General features: G+C 44.2%; 14 protein-coding genes and 1 tRNA gene. 14 read left to right on the top strand and 1 reads right to left on the bottom strand.

Features of this window, described 5'->3' with window-relative positions; all coding sequences use genetic code 11:
- Positions 1-72 precede the first annotated feature (72 nt).
- From OA79_RS15775 to serA, 10 genes are all read left to right on the top strand, one after another.
- The gene (locus OA79_RS15775; protein ID WP_063334200.1) at positions 73-1,101 is read left to right on the top strand and encodes a type I glyceraldehyde-3-phosphate dehydrogenase; all 1,029 of its coding nucleotides are present in this window, start codon (positions 73-75) and stop codon (positions 1,099-1,101) included.
- Between the two features lie 25 nt (positions 1,102-1,126).
- Positions 1,127-2,290, top strand: coding sequence for a phosphoglycerate kinase (locus OA79_RS15780; protein ID WP_063334201.1), 1,164 nt, complete (start codon positions 1,127-1,129; stop codon positions 2,288-2,290).
- Between the two features lie 251 nt (positions 2,291-2,541).
- Positions 2,542-3,609 carry a class II fructose-bisphosphate aldolase gene (gene fba, locus OA79_RS15785; RefSeq protein WP_063334202.1) on the top strand — a complete coding sequence of 356 codons (1,068 nt, stop codon included), beginning with the start codon at positions 2,542-2,544 and terminating at the stop codon, positions 3,607-3,609.
- Between the two features lie 122 nt (positions 3,610-3,731).
- A tRNA-Leu gene (locus tag OA79_RS15790) sits at positions 3,732-3,816 on the top strand.
- A gap of 179 nt (positions 3,817-3,995) precedes the next feature.
- Positions 3,996-5,093 carry a substrate-binding domain-containing protein gene (locus OA79_RS15795; protein ID WP_063334203.1) on the top strand — a complete coding sequence of 366 codons (1,098 nt, stop codon included), beginning with the start codon at positions 3,996-3,998 and terminating at the stop codon, positions 5,091-5,093.
- Positions 5,084-7,666: a hypothetical protein gene (locus tag OA79_RS15800; RefSeq protein WP_063334204.1), complete on the top strand. Its 2,583-nt coding sequence runs from the start codon at positions 5,084-5,086 to the stop codon at positions 7,664-7,666. The genes OA79_RS15795 and OA79_RS15800 overlap by 10 nt, the downstream gene beginning before the upstream one ends.
- Positions 7,667-7,686: 20 nt before the next feature.
- Positions 7,687-8,379, top strand: a complete 693-nt coding sequence (mtnN, locus tag OA79_RS15805; protein ID WP_063334205.1) for a 5'-methylthioadenosine/S-adenosylhomocysteine nucleosidase — start codon at positions 7,687-7,689, stop codon at positions 8,377-8,379.
- A 35-nt stretch (positions 8,380-8,414) separates the two neighbouring features.
- On the top strand, positions 8,415-9,350 hold the full coding sequence (locus tag OA79_RS15810; protein ID WP_231908893.1) for a hypothetical protein: 936 nt from the start codon (positions 8,415-8,417) through the stop codon (positions 9,348-9,350).
- Positions 9,351-9,489: 139 nt separating this feature from the next.
- Positions 9,490-10,590: a tRNA (uridine(54)-C5)-methyltransferase TrmA gene (gene trmA, locus OA79_RS15815; RefSeq protein ID WP_063334207.1), complete on the top strand. Its 1,101-nt coding sequence runs from the start codon at positions 9,490-9,492 to the stop codon at positions 10,588-10,590.
- A 168-nt stretch (positions 10,591-10,758) separates the two neighbouring features.
- Positions 10,759-11,988 carry a phosphoglycerate dehydrogenase gene (gene serA, locus OA79_RS15820; protein WP_063334208.1) on the top strand — a complete coding sequence of 410 codons (1,230 nt, stop codon included), beginning with the start codon at positions 10,759-10,761 and terminating at the stop codon, positions 11,986-11,988.
- A gap of 73 nt (positions 11,989-12,061) precedes the next feature.
- Here the strand turns inward: serA and OA79_RS15825 are convergent, their stop codons facing one another.
- Positions 12,062-14,029: a methyl-accepting chemotaxis protein gene (locus OA79_RS15825; protein WP_231908894.1), complete on the bottom strand. Its 1,968-nt coding sequence runs from the start codon at positions 14,027-14,029 to the stop codon at positions 12,062-12,064.
- 317 nt (positions 14,030-14,346) lie between these two features.
- Between OA79_RS15825 and OA79_RS15830 the strand changes: the two genes are divergently transcribed.
- The 4 genes from OA79_RS15830 (at position 14,347) to OA79_RS15845 (ending at position 18,304) form a co-directional block, all read left to right on the top strand.
- On the top strand, positions 14,347-15,459 hold the full coding sequence (locus OA79_RS15830; RefSeq protein ID WP_063334210.1) for an extracellular solute-binding protein: 1,113 nt from the start codon (positions 14,347-14,349) through the stop codon (positions 15,457-15,459).
- 76 nt (positions 15,460-15,535) lie between these two features.
- Positions 15,536-16,624, top strand: a complete 1,089-nt coding sequence (locus OA79_RS15835) for an ABC transporter ATP-binding protein (protein WP_063334211.1) — start codon at positions 15,536-15,538, stop codon at positions 16,622-16,624.
- A complete protein-coding gene (locus OA79_RS15840) occupies positions 16,617-17,504 on the top strand; it encodes an ABC transporter permease (protein ID WP_063334212.1) in 888 nt (295 codons plus the stop codon). The genes OA79_RS15835 and OA79_RS15840 overlap by 8 nt, the downstream gene beginning before the upstream one ends.
- A complete protein-coding gene (locus OA79_RS15845; protein ID WP_063334213.1) occupies positions 17,501-18,304 on the top strand; it encodes an ABC transporter permease in 804 nt (267 codons plus the stop codon). Before OA79_RS15840 ends, OA79_RS15845 begins: the two co-directional genes overlap by 4 nt.
- Positions 18,305-18,724: the final 420 nt, after the last annotated feature.

Below are 18,724 nucleotides of genomic sequence, written 5' to 3' on the forward strand. Positions count from 1 at the left end.
CTGATCAACACTGAAAAGAGACGCGCGTACGCGTCTCTTTTTTCTTTCCTTTTGCGATGAAGTAGTAGGACTATGTTGCGAGTCGCTATTAATGGCTATGGTCGAATAGGGCGTTCAGTATTACGAGCCTTATACGAAAATAATTTCCGCGACCACATTCAAGTGGTGGCAATTAACGAATTGTCTGATGTTGAGACAATGAGTTATCTCACCCGTTATGATACGACGCATGGTCGTTTTCCCCAGTCTGTTGCGACGCAAGGCAATACGTTACAAATCGGTGATGACACCATTCAGTGTTTTTCGAGTGCGCATCCAGAGGGTGTGGATTGGCAGTCGTTGGCGCTCGACCTCGTGTTAGAGTGTTCTGGCAGTTTTAGTGATCGTAACGGCGCGCAAGCCTATTTAGACGCGGGTGTACCGAGATTACTTTTGTCACAACCAGCGGGTTCCGATGTTGATAGTACCTTGGTGTATGGTTTCAATCATCGTGAGTTGACGGCGCAACATCAGATTGTCTCGGCGGCCTCTTGTACCACCAACTGCCTTATCCCTGTGTTAGATACGATTCAGCGGTTTGCAGGTGTGGTGCATGGTACTAGTCAAACGATTCACTCGGCGATGAATGACCAACCGGTTATCGATGGTTATCACACTAAAGATCTGCGTTTAACGCGAGCTGCATTAAGTTCTATTATCCCAGTGGATACAGGTTTGGCGCGAGGCATTACTCGTTTGATGCCAGAGTTGGATGGCAAAATGGGTTGTAACGCGGTGCGTGTTCCGACCTTGAATGTGTCTCTGATTGATCTGGTGCTACGAACCGAGCAGCCTGTTACCGTCGAACAGATCAACGCGCAGTTACAACAGGCCGCGCATGACAAATACGCTGGTCTAATGGGGTTCACAAAAGAGGCGCATGCCTCGGTGGATTTTAACCATGATCCACGTTCAGTGATTATTGATGGTACTCAAACACAAGTCATTGATGGTCATATGGTAAAAATATTATGTTGGTTTGATAACGAATGGGGCTACGCCAATCGAATGTTGGATGTGGCTAAGTATTGGGCGAGCGTTATGCATAAAAGCATGACTTAGCAAGAAAACTATTGAGGGCATTTCTATGACAGTAATTAAGATGAAAGACTTGGATCTGGCAAACAAGCGTGTATTGATCCGTGAAGACCTTAATGTGCCAGTGAAAAATGGCAAGGTTACCAGTGATGCTCGAATTCGTGCTGCTTTGCCGACCATTAAGTTGGCATTAGAGGCCGGCGCCAAAGTGATGGTCATGTCGCATCTTGGCCGTCCGACAGAAGGTCAGTACGAAGAAGAATTCTCTATGTTGCCAGTGGCTCAGCATTTGTCGACTATGCTGGGGCAAGACGTACCTTTGGTTAAGGATTGGCTGGACGGTGTAGATGTGGCCGCAGGACAATTGGTCTTGGTGGAAAATGTACGTTTTAATCCTGGTGAAAAGAAAGACGATGAGGCCTTGGCGAAGAAAATGGCCGCCTTATGTGATGTGTTTGTGATGGATGCTTTTGGTACCGCTCACCGAGCTCAAGCTTCTACTCATGGTGTGGCGAAATTTGCGCCAATTGCTTGTGCAGGACCTCTGTTGGCCGCTGAACTGGAAGCGTTGGAAAAAGCGTTAGCTGTACCGGCTCGTCCAATGGCCGCGATTGTGGGTGGTTCAAAGGTCTCAACTAAATTGACCGTGCTTGAGTCTCTGTCTGACAAGGTCGATCAGTTGATCGTTGGTGGTGGCATTGCCAATACTTTCTTAGCGGCGGCTGGCTTCCCTGTAGGTAAATCTCTTTATGAAGAAGATTTGATTCCACAAGCCAAAGCCTTGATGGCGAAAACCAGCATTCCATTGCCAGAAGATGTTGTGGTGGCCACTGAGTTTGCAGCGGATGCCAAGGCGACGATCAAAGACGCTAAAGACGTTGCAGCAGATGACATGATTCTGGATATCGGTCCAAAAGCTGCCGCGGCTTTTTCTGCCTTATTGGAAGAATCACAAACCATTATTTGGAACGGTCCAGTGGGTGTGTTTGAATTTGACCAATTTGGTGAAGGCACGAAAGCTTTGTCTATGTCGATTGCCAACAGCGCTGGATTCTCTATTGCTGGTGGCGGTGATACGTTAGCGGCCGTAGATAAGTATGGTATTGCTGAACAAGTGTCTTATATTTCAACTGGCGGTGGGGCTTTTCTTGAGTTTGTTGAAGGAAAAGTGTTGCCAGCGGTTGCTATGTTGGAATCACGCGCGCAAAATTAATACTATTAAGAACAGCATAAGACTGTTTTACATAATAAAGGCTAAAAGCCTAAGTCACTGGACCAATGAGGCCAGTGGCAAATACGAGAGAGTGACCTATTCGACAGTATGTTGAATATGACAATAACGATAAGGCGTAAGCCACATTTCATCTGTTGTCAGATGGGGTGATAACAAAACTGAGTGCACGGGAAACGATGCGCTGTCTGTAATAAATAGAATATTAGACAAATTGTCAGAGGAAACCTTTTATGCCTTTAATCAGTATGCGTCAGTTACTGGACCATGCCGCAGAGCACAGCTACGGCTTACCTGCTTTCAATGTGAACAACATGGAGCAGGTGAAAGCCATTATGGAAGCAGCGGATGAAGTCAATTCGCCTGTTATCATGCAAGCGTCTGCTGGAGCTCGTAAATACGCAGGCTCTCATTTTTTACGCCATTTAATTGCCGCGGCAATTGAAGATTTTCCACACATTCCTGTGGTGATGCACCAAGATCACGGTACGTCTCCTGCCATTTGTCAACGTTCTATTCAGCTAGGTTTTTCCTCGGTGATGATGGACGGCTCTCTTATGGCTGACGGGAAAACACCTGCGAGTTACGAATACAATGTCGATGTGACGCGTCGTACCGTGGAATTTGCTCATGCTTGTGGTGTGTCGGTCGAGGGTGAACTTGGCGTGCTTGGCTCTCTTGAAACGGGACAGGCTGGAGAAGAAGATGGTGTTGGTGCGGAAGGTATCTTGTCTCATGATCAGATGCTGACGGACCCACAAGAAGCAGTCGACTTTGTTAATGCAACCGGTATTGATGCTTTGGCTGTTGCCATCGGTACTAGCCATGGCGCTTACAAGTTTACTCGTCCACCGACAGGTGACATTTTGGATATTGAGCGTATCGCTAAGATTGTTCAATTGCTGCCTAATACCCATATCGTATTGCACGGTTCTTCTTCTGTGCCACAAGATTGGCTAGAAATTATCAACGAATTTGGTGGTGATATCCCAGAAACTTATGGTGTGCCAGTCGAAGAGATCGTTAAGGCGATTCGCTATGGTGTGCGTAAGGTGAATATCGACACGGATTTGCGTTTGGCCGCGACTGGGGCAATTCGTCGTAGTTTGGCGGAGCATAAAGGCAATTTTGACCCTCGTAAATACTTAACAGAAAGTATTAAAGCGATGAAAGCGGTGTGTATTGATCGCTATGAAGCGTTTGGTTGTGCGGGTCAGGCGTCACGTATTAAGACCATTGACCTAGAAGAAATGGCGGTTCGTTATGAGCATGGTGAGTATAACAACGGCCGTACTTTTTAAGCTTTAAACCGGTTTAAGCGAGTATAAGGCGGACTAATCGGCTTTTTTTTATTTTTTTAATGAAAACTTGTAAAAAAGAGTTGACCATCGAAATGATTTGCCTATAATGCTCGCCATTCCTTGCGGGAGTGGTGGAATTGGTAGACACGCTGGATTTAGGTTCCAGTGCTTCACGGCGTGAGAGTTCGAGTCTCTCCTTCCGCACCATATTTTAAAAAGCTGACTTTATGTCGGCTTTTTTTATGCCTAAAATTTGCCTTTCTTTTGTTTTCGTTGTTCTTGGCATTAGCATTTATTTACACGTTCAAGTGCATTTCTTGTTTCCCATTCGCTGAAAGTTAGATATTTTGGGATAATAATAGGGAATGATCCGATTAGGCTGGAAAATGCGACGATTGCTGCTCATCTTATGCTTGAATCTTGCTTGTGTTAGCGGGCCGTTGTTGGCTGCAAGTTTTGCTGAAGAGGTGATGACAGAGCAAACTTTTTATCAGCTGTTACCACAACAAAGCCCTTTGTCTGAGCAATTTTCTACGCTCGTTAACTCTCCTCCAAACCCACTTCGTATATCGCAACAAACTCCCATTCGTGTTGTTTTTCTATTGTTTGGGGACGTAGCGGATTGGCAAAATCAACGAATGTTAAATGCTTTTAAGAAGCGTATGCGTGAGTTAGGCATAGTCTATCGTTTGGACACTTATGTTGATCGATCGGGTTATGGTACTGATTTTATTGCGCATTTGCCTGTCATTGAAATGGAGTCAGACTACATTATTGCCACAAAATTTAATGTCAGTCTTCGTCGGCTTTTTGAGCGATTTTTGATTCAAGGGCAAGGTAAGCTTATTTTATTCGATTTTGCGACGCCAATCGTGCACTGGGTGCCTCGTCCCCCCTTAATCTACGTCGGGTTTAATCAATTTAAGACGGTACAAATGCTGGCCAGTTATCTGGATCGACAATTACCGCCTTCGGCGCGTATTTCCGCTTTGGTATTACCGGAAAGTTATCTAGGGCAAATGCGCTGTGATGGTTTCCTCGATGAAATGAACCGCTATGGACGTGACGTTGATAGCATTTATGTTGTGGAAGATAATGTACAGCAAGCGATCAAACGTACAAACGTCTTGTTAGCAAACCAGGAAACAGACTTTATTTTCAGCTGCTCACAGAACTTGGCTGCAGGTGTGTTGCAAGTGTTGAGGGAAAATGAAGCTTACAGTCATATTCAGACAAATGTTTGGGGCGCTTTTAACGCTCAACTGACCGAGCTAAAAGATCGTCATATTAAAGCAAACACCTTGTTTTATTGGGACGATTTATCCATCGCAATCGCGGAAGCGATTAAGTTGGACTTAGAAGGTCGAAACCTACCTAATCTTTACGTGGCGAGATCGCCACTGTTAACGGAAGATATTGACCCAGAGAGTTTAGGGTTGATGTTGCAACAGGCCTATCATTATTCGGTGCAAAAATGGCAGTAAGCATTAGTTTGAAGGATCGACTTAAACAGGCCTTGCTGTTCATGACAGCTTCATTGATGGCGTTAATTGTTTTAGGTGCGCTGTATTTTACCAGTACTTATGATCGATCTTCAGCCGAACAAACACTGCGTTTAAAACATAAAATTGTTGAACAAACGTTGGCTTCTTACTTGGTTCGTGCCGAGTCAGAAATGAGCTTTATCGTACAAGATCTTGCTATTAGAGAGTATAACGTAGGCCAAGCGTTGGATTTGTTGTTTAGTCATCATGATATTTTATTTACTGGTGGCTTGGACTTCTTCTATATAGATTGGAAAGACGATTTTCATGCTATGGATCCAAGAGCGCGCTTGTTTACGCAGGCCGATTTCCAGCCCCTATTGGCAAAAGGCCAAATCAGTCGATGGGTTTCTGTAGTCACCGAAGATGACGCAACTTTATTAATGTATAAAAAGAAAATACTTTCTTCTGACATGGAAAGTTTAGGGTTTTTATATGGCTTTATTTCGCTGAGTGATAATTTAACTTTGGGCAATGAGCTGTTATCAAGTGCTCAGGTGATGGCGGTACGTTTATTTGATGAGTCGAATAACCGTTTGCTGTTAGAGGAAACCTCGTCTGATACTAATGATCCATCTGTTCCAATGTTGTCTTATGCTTTTCCGTTGGACTCTGCTGTACAAGGTGCTTTTAGACTCGAAATAGAACAAGCAGAAAACCTGTTGAGTGACTCGCTACGTGTCGCATTGCCTTGGCTTTTGTTTGTTGCGTTGAGTTTGTTGGCTTTTTATTGGCTGCTGAATATCTACATCAAAAAACTGCTTTTTGTGCCGCTTGAAAAAACGATTTATCAGCGAGAAAGCAGGTTACCGCTATTTGATGAATTGCAACCGATTCAAGAGCAAAGCAATCACTATCGAGCGTCCATCAAGGCGAAGGATGATCAATTTAATCTATTGTCTGAATCGGTTCACAGTGCCATCATTTTTAGTAATGAAGTGGCAGAGTTACAGGTGCTTAATACGGAAGCCAAAGAGATATTTCCTGAGGCAGAACGCTCTCGTACTTTATTCGATTTTTTGCCCATATCCTGCCATCAAATTATCCAAGAAGCCTTAAAAGGTGCGGTCGGTCGCAACTTTGAATTAACCATTGATCGGTTAGGGCGAATTTATCAGTGGAAGGTGTTTTCTTACCATAATGAATTTGGCTATCGTGGGATTTTATTGGTTGGCCGCAATGTGACTTTGGAAACCAGTTTGAAGTGGCAGCTTGATCAGTTACAGCCTCTGTCGAATGCCATTGAGAAAAAAGTGGATGCCCAAGCACTGCAACAAGAATTGGAGTATTTAACCCAGTTACCTAGCACAATACAGACACAACAATTTCAAGGCTGGTTGAGTTTAACTCTCTCGATTTTGGAGGATATTGGTCGTCCTGAAGATATGGTGCGCGAGGTGATCTTGGGCAATGTGCTCATTGCGGAAAGCGCTAAGGTGATGACGGCAATGGGGATGGAAGCGAATCGTGCGTTATTGGACATTACACTGCCGGTGTCACTTAAAACCATTGAAGTGGACAACAAGGTAGCGGCTTTGTTGCGATTACTCTTTATGATGGTGATGTCTAATGATATGGCTGAGCGACGTTTATCGATCCAGATGAAGGGCAATGAACTAGAGTTCGTGGCGATGCACGATATGGCCTCAAGAGAGCTTTTTATATGGATGATTAAAACGTTAGCGAATCACCTCGGCGCTCAATATAAGATTTTGCGAAACAATGCTCTGCAATTCAACCTGCCAGTCGTTTGTCCAGAACAAGATCACACTTCCATGAGTTCGCTAGAAGATCAAGGAACCACCGGTAAGTTAGTGGCTTGGATCGCTAATGATTATCCTAATAGTGCGTTAATTCAAGCGGCGCTTGTTCGCTTGGGTTGTAAAGTGAAGGACTTTGTTTCAGCGGACAGCTTTTTTACCCAGTCTACTACTATCGTGAAATTTGATGCCATTTTAATTGGTTGTGATCAGGATCTGGAAGGGCAGCATAAGATGACCCAAGCCTTGCAGGTGAAACATGATCGAACTAACTTGCCAATTGTTTGGGTGAACAGCACACCGTTACAAACGCCGGATGAGCAAGTTTTTCATTTATTCGGTTGTCCTTTCGATTACAGTTTGCATCAGGTCTTGGTTCAAGCCCTGCAGTGTGATGGTATTATGCCGGTTTATCATCCTGAGCGAGGCCCATCATGGATTATGGTGGGAGGCAGTCGAGTCACAAAAGCCATTTGGTATAGTGAGTTAGAGACACAGCAGATAACGACACAGTGGTTGTCTGACTTATCCAGTTTTGATTTGGTGCTGCCGTATCATTCTGACGCTGTCATTGTGCTATTGGAGCCGCAGTCCAGCATACTGTTGGCCCAGTTGCATAAGCGGTTTCCTGAGGCGCGTTTGTTTACGATTCAGGACTGGCAAGATAAACCAGATACAGTGACTTTGTGCAAAGTATCATCGCCGTACTCAGGCGAAAAAATTAAACAATTTGTGCGACGCGTCGTACGTTAAGAAATGCATTGGGAGTAAGTATGAGTGTTATTGGATTGATCGGTGCCATGGATGAGGAAGTGGCTGTTATCAAGGCTTGGATGACCGATGTTACAGAGCAAACCATCGCAGGTTGCGATTTTTTTATCGGACAGTTTGAAGGCAAGGAAGTGGTGTTGTTAAAGTCGGGTATCGGTAAGGTCAATGCCGCTTTGTCGACAACCTTGCTACTGTCTCAATTTAAGCCAGAGTATGTCATTAATATCGGTTCGGCTGGTGGTTATGATCCTGAATTGCAGGTTGGCGATGTGGTGATTTCGGATCGAGTGATACATCATGATGTCGATGTCACCGCCTTTGGTTATGTAATGGGACAAGTGCCTAGCATGCCGGAAGCCTACCAAGCTGATGTGACTTTGGTGGAAAGTGCTCAACAAGCGGTTGTATCCGCGACGGAAGTTCGCGCCAAGGTGGGGTTAATTGGTACCGGTGACAGTTTTATGAGTGACCCTGTGCGTGTAGCGTCTGTTCGTGAGATCTTCCCTGCGTTGGTGGCCGTTGAGATGGAAGCGGCTGCGGTGGCGCAAGTCTGCTTTAAATTTAATACGCCATTTGTGGTGGTGAGAGCCTTGTCTGATATCGCTGGTAAAGAATCCCCTGCGAGCTTTGAAGAGTATTTGAAAGTTGCGGCCGAGAACTCTTCTTTGATGATTCAACAAATGTTGAGAGACTAAGCTTTACAATGCGGTGTTATTTTCAGCACTGTCTAGTGACCAGTTTGCTTATTGTATCGTCAAACTTTGGCCATGCAGATGTGGTTGCGGAGCCTTCAGTGGAGGGGCAAGACCTTGCTTGGTGGCAAAGTACTCATAAGAGCATTTCTCGTACTATTGGGCGTTGGTCAAATAGTACGGATGCTTTTTTATCCGGCAAAGACGGTGATGGGCAGTCGGACAGTTTTGTCCGTATGCGTTTTGGTCCTATTTTTGAGGAAGATGACTCGTCGGGCTTTTTTGATTTCAGTGCTCGGATGAAGTTGCCGAATACTGAAAAGCGTTTACGAGTAGTCATTGAATCAAATGGTGACTCGATCACGCCTGAGAATGAACGTGGCGAGTCATCACAGCAAAGCTCTGTGATTCAGTCGGCATTAAAAACCAGTTTTTCAGCGGCGGTGAATTTTGTCCGAGAGGATCTAGGGGCGGATTTTGATGCGGGGGTATTGGTGGATTTTCCACTAGACCCTTTTATGCGTCTACGTTTTAATCAGGGTCATGATCATGGTGGTTGGAGCTGGTATCAGAAACAAGAAGCTTTTGCGTATTACTCTAAAGGTGTAGGGGCGCGATATGGTGTCGGCGTTTCTTTTTACCCGCAAGAGCGATTTCATTATGGGACGGATTTTAGTGTTGTTTGGCTGGATCAAGAAGGTGAGTTCTATGGGCGTGAGAATCTGTTTGCTTATCATGCCATTGATGACAAAAATAACATGAGCTATCAGCTGAGCTTCTTGCAATCTGGTGAGCACAGTCTTGAGTCGGATAGCTTCTTATACAACATACAGTACGAAAGGCGACTCTATCGGGACTGGTTAAGTGGGCAATTAAAACCACAATTCACCCATGAAGCGGAAGACGATTATCAGGGTAAATTTTCATTTACTATGGCCTTGGTGATTCTGCTTGGCCCGCAGTATCTAAATTAAGGGCAATATTTGGCTGTTTGTTTCGATTTATTATTCGTTCTGTTCAGCATTAGATTTGTGCCGCAGGAACTCGTATAATGCCGCGCTTTTATTCGTCAATGCTACCAGTAATCATCATCGCCATCATAGAGAACATGTCATGAGACCGGATCAGATTCAACCTGAGAAATATCAACAACAGTTAGCTGAGAAGCAAGCTGGGCTAAATCAACTAATGGCGGATTTAGACTTACCGGAAATGGAAGTCTTTGACAGTGAACCTAGTCATTATCGTATGCGTGCAGAATTTCGTATTTGGCACGATGGTGACGATTTGTTCTACGCTATGTTTGATTCAGCGGACCCAAGAACACCGATTCGAACCGATCAATTTTTAGCGGCGTCAGCCTTGATTAATGAATTGATGCCAGCCTTGTTAGATGCGATTCGTAACGTGACTGTGTTGCGTCATAAATTGTTTCAGGTGGATTTCTTAACCACAACAACAGGCGAAGCTCTGATCAGTCTTTTGTACCATAAGCCAATTGATGAGGAATGGAATACAGCCGCACGTGAATTGAATAAGTCGTTTCCGGCTTGCCACTTTATTGGTCGTAGCCGTAAACGTAAGCAAGTGCTTACTCGTGATTTTGTGATGGAAACCTTAACGGTAAACGGCCAAAAGTACCATTATCAACAAGTGGAAAACAGTTTCACACAGCCGAATGCAGGCATTAATGAAAAAATGCTCGCGTGGGCACTAGATGTCACCCAAGATGAGAGCGGTGATTTACTCGAAATGTACTGTGGTAATGGTAATTTTTCCATTCCGCTAGCGCGTCAGTTTGAGCGTGTTGTTGCCACAGAGATCTCCAAAGTGTCAGTGAATTCCGCCCAATTGAACATTGCCATGAATGGCATGCCAAATGTCCAGATCGTGAAAATGGCCAGTGAAGATGTTGCAGCCGCATTGAACGGTGAAGCGGACTTGCCAAAGAGCTTACTGCAAGCCGGTATGGAAACGCTTTCTCCGTCTGTTGTGCTGGTGGACCCACCGCGAGCTGGTTTGGATGAGGCAACCATTGAGTTGATTCGTAAAGTGGATGCGATTCTTTACATTTCTTGTAATCCTGAAACGCTGAAAGCGAATCTAGAATCGTTGGCCAGTACGCATCAAGTGGTTCGATACGCCATGTTCGACCAATTTCCCTATACTCACCATGTAGAAACGGGTGTGTATCTACAAAGAAAGCCTGTCTAAGCTAAGCCGAAATAGGATGGCAATTTCAATGCCATCCTATTATTCATGAGTTTTGTTCTTATCATAATGAATCACATTCCAGTATTCTGAATACGACATAGAGTGTTCTGTGTTAACATATTGCCGTAAATTTCCCCCCACCCTAAAAACAGAGAAGTCGAACGAGCCATGAGCAATACTTCATTAGACAAAGCAAAAATCAAAATTTTGTTATTGGAAGGCGTCCATCAATCCGCATTGGATGCATTGCAAGACGCAGGCTATACCAACATTGAATACCATAAGACAGCGTTGGCGGAAGGCGAGTTGATCGAAAAAATCGCCGATGCTCATTTCATTGGTATTCGTTCTCGTACCCAGTTAACTGAAAAAGTACTGTCTCACGCAAATAAGTTAGCGGCGATTGGTTGTTTTTGTATTGGTACCAATCAGGTTAATTTAGACGCGGCGAGTGAAAAAGGTATTGTGGTCTTTAATGCCCCTTATTCTAATACTCGAAGTGTGGCTGAATTGGTTCTCGGTCAACTGATTCTTTTGTTGCGAGGCATTCCAGCAAAGAATGCGGCTTGTCACCGTGGTGGTTGGATTAAATCTGCAGTGGGTTCTTATGAAACGCGTGGTAAGTGTTTGGGCATTATCGGCTATGGTAGCATTGGTACCCAATTAAGCGTGTTGGCGGAATCCCTCGGCATGGAAGTGTGTTTTTATGACATCGTCACCAAATTGCCATTAGGTAACGCACGCCAAATTAAGAGTTTGAAAGAGTTGTTATCAACCAGCGACATCATCAGTCTGCATGTGCCTGAAACTGCGTCAACTAAGTTGATGATTGGTGAAAAAGAAGTGTCTTACATGAAAAAAGGCTCTATCTTTATTAATGCCTCACGAGGCACGGTAGCAGATCTTGATGCAGTTGCCGAAGCGATTAAGGCGGGCGATTTGTCTGGTGCTGCAGTGGATGTTTTCCCCGTTGAGCCCAAAGGTAATGACGAAGAGTTCGTATCGCCACTACGCGGTCTAGATAACGTGATTCTAACGCCACACATTGGCGGTAGTACCATGGAAGCGCAAGAAAACATTGGTGTCGAAGTGGCTGAGAAATTGGTTAAGTTCTCTGATGTGGGTACCACCATTGCCGCCGTGAATTTTCCTGAAGTGGCCTTGCCTGCACAAGCAGACAATCATCGTATTCTTCATATTCATGAGAACCGTCCTGGCGTGTTATCACGCATTAATGCCATTTTCTCTGAACATGACATTAACATTACTGGCCAATACTTGCGCACAACGGAAAAGCTCGGTTACATGGTCATGGACGTGGATGCCGAAACCGCTGAGTTGGCGTTGGAAAAAGTCAAAGAAGTCGATGGTACTATCAAGGCTCGAGTATTGTTTTAAACGCTTTTATTTACTCGCTTGAATAAAAAAATCCAGCCAAGGCTGGATTTTTTTATGGGCAAGCAACATAGGATTATCGAATGCCAAGAGTGGTGGTGATGTCCTGGATTTTCTGTTTAATATTGTCGGTTACGCGTGACATAAAGGCTTCTGACTCATTGGCTTGTTCACGTATTTGAACAACCGCTTCATTTAGACGGTTCATGCCTGTTTTTTGTTCAGCGGCATAACCTGACGCTTTTTTAGCGAGATGAGTCGACTGTTGTGATTTGTCTAATACGTCCTGAGCGGATTGTCCGAGTGCTTGGGTAAGACTAATTTGTTCATGGGATGCGTGTTCAATGAGTTCAATGTTCTTTTTGAGCTTCCCGGTGGCAGAATTCAAGGAAGCAAAGATATCAGTGATTTCTTCTAAAGACTGCTGAGTACGACTTGAGAGTGTTCTGACTTCTGAGGCAACCACCGCAAAGCCTCTTCCATGTTCTCCGGCGCGAGCGGCTTCAATGGCGGCATTTAAAGCCAGTAAGTTTGTTTGTTCCGAAATGTCTTTGATCCCCCCGACAATAGAGGAAGCACTAGAGACTGAGTTTTCCAAATTGTTCAACGCGTTGCGACTGCTGTTGAGGCGCTCAACCGTGGTTTGGTTAGCTTGGGTTAATGCGGCGGCCTGATCAACACTGTGGGTCATGGCCGTGTTAGTGTCTGTTGCATAGCTCGCCACTTCTTGAGCACGAACTTCCGCTTTGTTCGCAAGAACCTCCACTTGGCTAGACAGGTCGAGGGTGTTATCCAGTTTTTGTTTTGAATCCATGCCCAGTTTATGTACTTGTCCGAACGCGGTGAGCATTTCATTTAGAGACACTGAAATATTATTTAATTCGGTATCTCTTTGCTGGCGCTGTACGCTGACTTGTTCTAGATATCGATTTAAGTAGTGGGCGACATCCGATAGTTCATTCTTAGTTTTGCCCACTTTTAATGTTTGGACGTTTTGATGTTCAACCAACTCTTTCACCGCGCTATAAAGGTCTTTTGCGCTTTTAACGACGACTTTATTCTGGAAAATATGCACAGCAATGGTGGTGATGACCATGAGTAGCACAAACAAGGAAAAAGCCATGAGTGTCTGCTGTTGTGTGTTTTCAGCACTTTGCTGAATGCTGGTCGTACCGGCTTTTAACGTCGCTTCTAATTGGTCGATTAGTCCTCGAATTTTCGTTTGTGCTGCTGTGGCTTGTTGAATCCCAGTAAGACTAGAGCTTACGTCTTTAAGGTATCGGTGTGACCAGGTATGTAACTCGCTCTTGGCTTCTTCAAGCGGATCGACCATGTCGTCGCCTTCATCGGTATCCCAGCCCATTAAAGCTGAAAGGTCATCTTCCGAGTCGGCATCTTGATCACTCTCTAAGGATAGAATAGGCAGTTCAGAAAACGCTTTGATGTGAGCTTGGAAGCGCACCAGCGCTTCTTTCAAACGTTGAAGGTTGTCTTCGGTCGTTTTCGCTAGGTATTCATTTTTGGCGCTATTTACATGAGCAAGATCGGCATATAAATAAGCTTGGCTAGCTAGGTAAGGCGCAGCATCATTAAGGCTATTACTCTCAAGATAAAGATGGATTTTATCGGCCAAGGCATTAAGAGATAGTAAGATTTGACGTTCGTTGTTTTCAATCAAAGCAAATGGGCTACCGGACAGTTTACCTGCTGCTCTGACATCGGATTCTAGGCTGTGCTGAATTTCAGCGAGAGGTTCTTGGATAGGAGCTTTGATGTTATCGGGTAAGGTTTTTAACGTTGGATAAATTTTAGTTTGAATAAATTCTTGCGCAGATTGTAGGGTTGAAGCTTCGCCTGATGAAAGGTAGCTTTCAATCTGTTGCTTCAAATCAATGGCGGAATATTCCCATACTTGAGTGTATGAATCACTTTTCTCAAAGGCGCCACGGAATTGCATTAAGCTCCATAACAGTAAAGCGATGAGCATGGCCGCAATGATTAAGTAGCTTATTGTTGTCGTGCGAGTGACGTGGGATATTTTCAATTCAAGACCTGCCGTTAACAAATTATTACGATTTCAGGCTACCTTAATATTATCTCATGACAGAATTGTTACAGTGGTGAGCAGCAATTGAGATTTGAATCCGATGCGAATTGCAGGTCTATTAGCGACAGGTTTTTTATTGTGCGCGACATTTGTGACATTTATATTGCTATGCTGAAAAAACAGGTGGTCACTTTATCGTCATGATTCTGCGTTACATTTGATGGATTATTAAACGCCTGTTTAATAAATGTTGAATTTCTGGGTTATTTCCGTTTTGATTAGGTAACAACAATTAACGAAAAAGGAGCTCGAACATGACACTTTCACGTCGTCAGTTTGTCAAAGGTGCCTCGGTTGCTGGTGCTGTTGCGGCTACACCATTCTCAATAAACCGTGCTATTGCAGCGAATAAAGAACTGCGTATTTATGCATGGGCAGGTTACATTACCGATGAAATGTTGGCAGATTTTAAAGCCAAAACAGGCATCAATGCCACCTTTACACCTTATGGTACGAACGATGAGTTAATGAACTCATTACGCGCAACGGATGGTACTGGCTTTGACATCATTATGCCGACAGTCGATCGTGTTCCGGGTTATGTTGATTACGATTTGATTCAACCTCTTGATGTGAAACGTGTTAATTGGAGTGGTTGTCTTGAGAGCGCGCTGGCAGGTTCTGATGTTGGTGGCATCGTAAAAGGTAAGCGTTACTTCGCTCCTTCTGATTGGGGTACGGAAGCGATTGCCTACAACACAGAATATGCCAAAGTGGATCCTAAGAATCTAAGTTATGGTGATCTTTGGACACCTGAAAATGCTGGTGGCGTGACGGTTCGTGGTCATTCTGCATTAGTTGGTATTGGTTTGTGGTTAGAAAAAGCAGGCAAGTTACCTTACCCTTTGCTTGATTCGTACAAAAATGAACAGGCGATGCGTGCTAACTTTGAAGTCATTCTAAAAGTGGCGGTAGAAAATAAGTCCGCCATTGCTCAATTCTGGTCTACTGAAAATGAGGCGCAGGGCGCGTTCCGCGCAAATGGTGCCGTGATCGGTCAAACTTGGGATAGCACAGCCTTTAAACTGAAAGCAGAAGGTGAGCCTGTCGCATATGGTGCACCGAAAGAAGGTGCATTGGCTTGGATGGAAGGGTTTGTTATTCCGAAAAATGCCAACAATGTGGATTCGGTTTATGAGTTCATCAACTGGTACTACACCCCTGAAGCGGGTGCGATGTTCGTTAAAGCGACGGGTTACAACTCGACGGCTAAAGGCGCCGATGCTTTGCTGCCAGCTGAAACGAAACAGTTCTTCCAAGACTCTTACACACAGCAGGACCTTGCTAACCTATGGTGGTGGCCTATCCAAGAATCTTGGTATCTTTCATTGCGTAACGAATATCAAGATCGTTACTTATCAGCGTAATCTGTTTCTTAAAGCCCCTCGGAAAGTGTTTTCGAGGGGCTTTTTTTACATTAATTTTTAGTATTTGAGAGAATCAATGGATAGTAGTGTTCATTTAGACAATGTGGTCATGCAGTTTGGTGATTTTACGGCCATTCAAAAGTCTGATTTAAAAATTGAATCAGGTGAGTTTTTTAGTTTTTTAGGCCCTTCCGGTTGTGGTAAAACCACGATTTTGAACATGATCAGTGGCTTTCTAGATCCTACAGAAGGTTGTGTCAAAATTGGCGGGCAAGACATGGCTGGTGTGCCAGCAAACAAACGTCCAACGTCGATGATTTTTCAAAACCTCGCGCTTTTCCCGCTGATGACTGTGGCGGAAAATATTGAGTTTGGCCTAGAAGTCCGCGGAGTTTCGAAAAGTGAGCGTAAAAAAGCCTCCGATCGTTTATTGGCGTTAGTCGCGTTAGAAGGAAGCGGTCATAAGAAAGTCTCTGAACTGTCTGGTGGTCAAAAGCAACGCATTGCCATCGCTCGTGCATTAGCGGTTGAGCCACAAGTATTGTTGCTGGACGAACCACTTTCTGCTTTGGACTTAAAGCTGCGCCAGCATATGCGTACAGAGTTAAAAGAGATTCAGCGTAAAACTGGCATCACCTTTATTTATATTACACACGACCAAGGTGAAGCTCTGACCATGTCGGATAGAGTGGCTGTGATGTCCGCTGGTCGTATCCAGCAGGTGGCGGACCCGATTACCTTATACCGCGACCCCCAAACCGCTTTTGTCGCGTCTTTTGTTGGTGAGAATAACGCCATTCAAGGCAAAGTGGAGCGTATTGATAGCGGTATTGCAGAGATTCATTGTGGTGAACTTGGTGTCTTGAAAGGGCGAGTGCAGTCTTCTGTCGCGATTGGTGAAGAAGCCACTTTGTTTATTCGCCCTGAGCATTTTCGCTTACAGCCCGAAGAGGGCATGTTAAGTGTGGCGGTTGAAATAGAAGAAGTGAACTTTGAAGGGGCATACCTAACACTAAGCACTTCTACAACTGCCACTTCAAAACAAACTCTGACGATTCAGCTGGGTGCGCACCAATACAATGATGATTTAGCGAAGGGGAAGGCTTTATCACTTTCTTACAACGTGAGCGATGCCATTGTGATTGGAGGTGATAGTAATGCTTAACCAGCTAAAGGCTCGCTTTGGCAGTGGGTTAGCCATTGGTATTGTGGGTATGATTGCCATTTGGCTGATTGCTTTGGTTGTTTTGCCGCAACTTCTGATGGTGGATTACTCGTTTCGCCCTAATCTGTTGCCAGCAGATATTGGTGGGCCAAAAGACACCTATTCTTTGGTTAACTACGAAACCTTGTTTAGTAACCATATCCATTTGAAAATCTTTTTTAAGACCATTTGGTCTAGCGTTCTCGTAACGGCATTGACTCTTATTGTGAGTTATCCGATTGCGTTTTATTTGGCCAAAGTAGCGACACCTCAAAAAGCCGCTTTATGTCTATTACTACTGATTATTCCTTTTTGGATTAATGAAATTCTTCGAACTTTCTCTTGGTACATTATTTTAGCCTACAAGGGGCCTTTAAATGCCGCCTTGTTAGGTTTGGGCTTGATTGATCGTCCCATCCGATTTTTGTCAGGTGACGGCGGTGTGTTAATTGGTATGGTTTACGCTTATATCTTGTTTATGATCTTCCCTATTTATAATGCCATCGAGAGTTTGGATACCAATCAAATTAAAGCCGCTCGTAACCTTGGCGCGGGTTGGATTCGAACCCATTGGCGAGTCATTATTCCGCACGCTAAGCCAGGTATTGCGACGGGTTGTATTATGACCTTTATGTTGGCAGCAGGTAGTTATGCCGTACCGGCCTTATTAGGATCTCCTGGTAGCCGCTGGTTCACTCAGATTATTTACAACTGGTTCTTTGAAGGTGGTAACTGGAACCAAGGTGCTGCGTATGCCTTCTTGTTGTTGGTTATCTGTATTGGTTTTATTGCCTTGGTAATGCGTGTGTTTAAAGTGGGCCTAGGAGACATTGCACGATGAGTTCTGAAAGCATTATGCGATTTGGTGTTCGCTTTTATATAGGGATATTTTTCTTATACCTATTTACACCGCTTATTATCATGGGTTTGGCGACGTTTAACGACAGTCGCTTTCCAACCGTTTCACCATGGCGCGGAGCGACGCTTAAGTGGTTTGATGCCTTGGCGCAAGACGGCGCCATGTGGCAGGCTTTGTGGACCAGTATCATAGTCGCCGCAGGCGTGTTGGTGGTGGCCGTGCCAATTGGTATTTGTTGTGCTTTGTTTCTATCGACCGTGCAAGGTAAAGGCAAAACCTTTATTTACTCATTGATGATGTCGCCATTGTTGACGCCCGGTGTCATTGTGGGTATTTCAACCTTAATCTTCTGGAAAGGCTTGTCGGTAAATGGCGGTATATTTTTGACCGTGATCGCTCAAACAACCTTTATTTCCGCTTACGTGATGTTGATGGTCTTGGCGAGATTGCAGCGTTTTGACCGTACTTTAGAAAATGCGGCGCTGAGTTTAGGGGCAACACAATGGCAAGCATTCCGTCGAATTTTATTGCCTTATCTAAAGCCCGCTATTATTTCGGCGGCCGCCATTGCGTTTTTACAATCCTTTGAAAACTATAATACGACACTGTTTGTAAAAGGTTATGACACGACGTTAACCGTTTATATTGCGTCTAAAGTGCGAACGGGTCTGACACCTGCCGTAAATGCCTTAGGTTTGGTGATGATTACTATCACGATTTTGCTTGCCGTGGTGTATGAATGGAAACGCCGTAAAGAAGCTGCGAATGAAACAGAGTCTTAATGATTGAGTGAATACACTTAAGATTTCTATTAAAAAGGCCTGTTATTTTTTGATAACAGGCCTTTTTTGTATGCAGATTAAACAGTTTTGGTTAACTTCTAACCTAAATATGAAAAACTTAACCAAAACATCAAAAAAACGAAAAAAAGAGTTGCACTAAATCTGTAGATCCTTAATATACGCCCTCGCTGACACGGACAGGGCTTCACTCTCTAACAGAGACTGAGCAGCTTAAGTGTAACGGCAACGCTCTTTAAAATAGATAATCAGATAATTTGTGTGGGCGCTCGCTAGGGCTTCAAAAAAGAAATTGAAGTCTTACGAGAGTCAAACACGTCAATTCGCTTTATTAAGTAAAATTGTGAGTGTTTCGAATTTGAGTGAGCAAGCTTTTTAACTGAAGAGTTTGATCATGGCTCA

It is taken from the genome of Marinomonas sp. TW1 (genome assembly GCF_001625355.1).
In the GTDB taxonomy this organism is placed as follows: Bacteria; Pseudomonadota; Gammaproteobacteria; order Pseudomonadales; family Marinomonadaceae; genus Marinomonas.

Excerpts from the sequence above, each read along its gene's own strand:
- OA79_RS15775 (WP_063334200.1), top strand. The coding sequence starts at position 73 with ATGTTGCGAGTCGCTATTAATGGCTATGGTCGAATAGGGCGTTCAGTA.
- OA79_RS15780 (WP_063334201.1), top strand. The coding sequence starts at position 1,127 with ATGACAGTAATTAAGATGAAAGACTTGGATCTGGCAAACAAGCGTGTA.
- fba (WP_063334202.1), top strand. The coding sequence starts at position 2,542 with ATGCCTTTAATCAGTATGCGTCAGTTACTGGACCATGCCGCAGAGCAC.
- OA79_RS15795 (WP_063334203.1), top strand. The coding sequence starts at position 3,996 with ATGCGACGATTGCTGCTCATCTTATGCTTGAATCTTGCTTGTGTTAGC.
- OA79_RS15800 (WP_063334204.1), top strand. The coding sequence starts at position 5,084 with ATGGCAGTAAGCATTAGTTTGAAGGATCGACTTAAACAGGCCTTGCTG.
- mtnN (WP_063334205.1), top strand. The coding sequence starts at position 7,687 with ATGAGTGTTATTGGATTGATCGGTGCCATGGATGAGGAAGTGGCTGTT.
- trmA (WP_063334207.1), top strand. The coding sequence starts at position 9,490 with ATGAGACCGGATCAGATTCAACCTGAGAAATATCAACAACAGTTAGCT.
- serA (WP_063334208.1), top strand. The coding sequence starts at position 10,759 with ATGAGCAATACTTCATTAGACAAAGCAAAAATCAAAATTTTGTTATTG.
- OA79_RS15830 (WP_063334210.1), top strand. The coding sequence starts at position 14,347 with ATGACACTTTCACGTCGTCAGTTTGTCAAAGGTGCCTCGGTTGCTGGT.
- OA79_RS15835 (WP_063334211.1), top strand. The coding sequence starts at position 15,536 with ATGGATAGTAGTGTTCATTTAGACAATGTGGTCATGCAGTTTGGTGAT.
- OA79_RS15840 (WP_063334212.1), top strand. The coding sequence starts at position 16,617 with ATGCTTAACCAGCTAAAGGCTCGCTTTGGCAGTGGGTTAGCCATTGGT.
- OA79_RS15845 (WP_063334213.1), top strand. The coding sequence starts at position 17,501 with ATGAGTTCTGAAAGCATTATGCGATTTGGTGTTCGCTTTTATATAGGG.